3 protein-coding genes and 1 pseudogene are annotated in these 3,458 nt (G+C 48.8%); all 4 read right to left on the bottom strand.

Features of this window, described 5'->3' with window-relative positions; genetic code table 11:
- On the bottom strand, positions 1–962 hold a 962-nt coding region (gene aroC / locus WEIDD23_RS09870), incomplete at its 3' end, for a chorismate synthase (protein ID WP_062358945.1).
- 5 nt (positions 963–967) lie between these two features.
- Positions 968–2,029, bottom strand: coding sequence for a 3-dehydroquinate synthase (gene aroB, locus WEIDD23_RS09865; protein ID WP_010370311.1), 1,062 nt, complete (start codon positions 2,027–2,029; stop codon positions 968–970).
- Positions 2,026–3,018, bottom strand: coding sequence for a 3-deoxy-7-phosphoheptulonate synthase (gene aroF / locus WEIDD23_RS09860; RefSeq protein ID WP_010370309.1), 993 nt, complete (start codon positions 3,016–3,018; stop codon positions 2,026–2,028). Before aroF ends, aroB begins: the two co-directional genes overlap by 4 nt.
- A gap of 14 nt (positions 3,019–3,032) precedes the next feature.
- Positions 3,033–3,458: pseudogene (locus WEIDD23_RS14905) on the bottom strand (shikimate dehydrogenase); the annotation flags it as partial.

The following is a 3,458-nucleotide window of genomic DNA, read 5'->3' as shown; positions in this document are numbered from 1 at the left end:
TACAAGGTTGGAATTGGCTTCACAACCCCCTTCACCACAATCATCTCACCAGTGGTCATACCACCTTCGAAACCACCCAAATTGTTTGAGCCGCGGTAAAAGCCACGATCAGCATCCCAGTAAATTTCGTCCATGACTTCGCTACCGTACTTTTCGGCATTTTCAAAGCCACCACCAAATTCAACTCCCTTGAATGCGTTAATGCCAACTATTGCACGGGCAATCTTAGCATCAAGTTTCTCGTCAGCTGACACATATGAGCCAAGTCCAACTGGAACACCTGTCGCCATCACTTGCACGGTCCCACCAACCGTATTCGCGTCACGCTTCGTTTGATCAATCACTTCGCGAATCTTTGCATCCGTTTCAGCGTCTAAAGTGCGGGTTGGGAAACTTTCGGTTACTTCGCGTAACTCTTGCAGCGTACGATAGTTCGTTAACACACTCGTATCTGCCCGGGCTGGTCCAACGTTCAAGACAAAGCCGTGCACATCAACGCCAATTTCAGCCAATAACTTCTTGGCAACAGCCCCCACCGCAACACGCATGACCGTTTCACGCGCTGATGAGCGTTCCAAAACATTCCGCAAATCAGCTTGGTGACGGTATTTCATACCACCAACCAAATCAGCGTGCCCGGGACGTGGTCGCATCACCTTGCGCATTGTGTTTTCAGCATCAGCTGGCACGTTGGGGTCCATAATTTTGGTCCAGTGGTTGTGGTCATCATTATGGACGTTCAATGCAATTGGTGAGCCTAACGTCACCTGATGACGAACACCCGCCATAATCGTCACTTTATCCGTCTCAATCACTTGACGTTGACCACGACCATAGGCGTGCTGACGACGGGCCAATTGTTCATCAATATCGGCTTGTGTCAACGTTAAACCAGCTGGAATCCCTTCAATAATGGCGACTTCTTCTGGCCCATGACTCTCACCTGCTGTCATATACCGCATAATTGCTACCTGCTTTCTACAAAGGCTGGCATATCAGCTAGGTCCTTCAGAACAATAGTCGGTTGACCAGGAACTGAAATGGCAACTAGCTGAAGCGTACCGGCCGCGTTTTTCTTATCATTTTTTAAGTGGTCATAAAAAGCCACTTGCCCTATCAAAGGTGATGTTACTGGTAAACCAACAGCTACCAAACGGTCGCGTAGCAACGCTGTTATGCCTGATTCAGTGATGCCAGCTTTTTCAAACCGTTCTGAAATGGCAACCATGCCAATGGCAACCGCTTCACCGTGGCGCAACTCGCCATGCGCCATCAACTCAATCGCATGTCCCAACGTATGACCGAAGTTCAAATACTTCCGGACGCCACCTTCTTTTTCGTCAGCCACCACAATGTCGCGTTTATACAACACCGACCTCGTGATTAACGTCTCGGCCCGTTCACGAATCGCGGCCACCGTTTTAATATCACCGGTCAGACGCCAAAAATCGCCACCTGCTAAGACGCTTGTTTTAACAACTTCAGCGTATCCCTCAACTAAGTCACGATCAGACAACGTTTGCAAAAAATCCGGGTCAATCAACACCATATCCGGCTGATAGAACGACCCCATGATATTTTTAACTGTTGCCATATTAACGGCCGTTTTACCACCAACACTTGCATCAACTTGTGCGGTCAATGATGTCGCAATTTGGGCGAAGGCAATCCCACGCATGTACAATGATGCGATAACCCCGGTTAAGTCACCCACCACACCACCACCAAGGGCAACAATGGCATCCTGCCGGGTAAAGCCATACGCTGCCATTTCACCAACGATTTGTTCAACCATCTGCAATGACTTCGATGTCTCACCCGCAGGTACGGTTGTCGTGTGGACCGTAAAACCATGTTGTGCCAGACTAGCACTGACATCAGCTAAATACAAGGGACCCACGTTCTGGTCTGTCACAATCATCACCTGACGCGGTTGCCAAATTGTGGCAAGTCGTTCACCCACTTGATGACGAACGCCACTAGCAATGACCACATCATAGGCTTTCGAGGCCAGTTTTACATGAATCATCCGAACTTAACCACCTCTCGAATGGCAACCGCCTTTTTTGCTAGCTCCGCAAACTGCGTTGGTGTCAACGCCTGGGCCCCATCAACAAATGCGGCCGCCGGATTGTCGTGGATTTCAACCATCAACCCTTGCGCACCTGCGGCCACTGCGGCTAAACCAACAGCCGCCACGTGTTGCGCAACACCAGCCGCGTGGGATGGATCCGCCACCACGGGGTAGTGCGTCAATTCTTGCAACACCGGAATCGCACTCACATCCATCGTATTACGCGTATATTTGTTATCGAAAGTTCGGATACCACGCTCGATTAAGATAATCTGATCATTACCACCAGCCGCAATATATTCCGCAGCACTCAACAATTCATCAATGGTTGCACTCATGCCACGCTTCAAAGCAACTGGTTTGTTCTGAGCCCCTAGCGCCTTCAATAAACTAAAATTCTGCATATTACGGGTACCAACCTGGAAAATATCCGTATATTGGCCCACGATTTCAACATCTCGTGTATCCATAATTTCCGTAATCATATCCATGCCGAGGGCATCCGCGGCCGCACGATGCATACGCAACCCTGCTTCTCCCAGCCCCTGGAAACTATAGGGACTCGTTCGTGGCTTGTATGAACCACCACGGAGTAATGTTGCGCCAGCTGCTTTTACCGCTTCACCCATACGTTGAATATGTTCAGCCGACTCAATTGAATCTGGACCGGCCATAAAGACGAAATTATCACCACCAATTTGCGAATGCGCTGTGGTAATGATGGTATCGGCTGGGTGGAACAAACGGGAACTCTTCAAGGCGGCCGGATGTTTCGTAATCGTCTCAACAACTGCCGTTTCATCAACAAATGGCACTTCCGCCAATGTCTTTACAGTCGCAAATCCCACACGGTTTTCATTCAAAAAAACATGTTCAAATCCCGCTGCCGTGGCTGACGCTAACGTTTTTTGGGCCGTCGCCACATCTTTCATGACAAGAATCATCTTTGCTTGCCTCTCTAATCTTCTTTATTAATCGCACGTTTCATCGCTTGCACATTCGGAAGTTCGCCCCGCCATTGCTCAAAGCTCAATGCACCTTGACCGACTAGCATAGCTAAGCCATCATCAGCTTGGCGATTTGCGGCCCGAGCTGCTGCCACAAACGGCGTTGGTTCAGGCTTATAAATAATATCAACCACTTGTACATCGGGCTGCGTGTCATAAAACTGCTCGGTCGATAACACTGACCGATTGTCACGCATCCCCACATTCGTCGCATTCACAATTAAATCAGCATAAGGTAGATAAACATCAATTTCATCTAAATCATGTAATTCAACTTGCGCTAAATCTTGAACCTTAGCGGCTTTTTCCGCAAAATGTTCGCCCATACGATTGAACACATGTAAGGTCACTGATTTAGGTGCCGTCGCCATAATGGC

Origin of the sequence: Weissella sp. DD23, from assembly GCF_001579105.1 — a bacterium.
In the GTDB taxonomy this organism is placed as follows: Bacteria; Bacillota; Bacilli; order Lactobacillales; family Lactobacillaceae; genus Weissella; species Weissella cibaria.
This window is presented reverse-complemented; position numbering and strand designations above follow the sequence as displayed.

What these genes read in the sequence shown, in the direction of transcription:
- aroB (WP_010370311.1), bottom strand. Translation starts at nt 2,029, where the DNA reads ATGATTCATGTAAAACTGGCCTCGAAAGCCTATGATGTGGTCATTGCT.
- aroF (WP_010370309.1), bottom strand. Translation starts at nt 3,018, where the DNA reads ATGATTCTTGTCATGAAAGATGTGGCGACGGCCCAAAAAACGTTAGCG.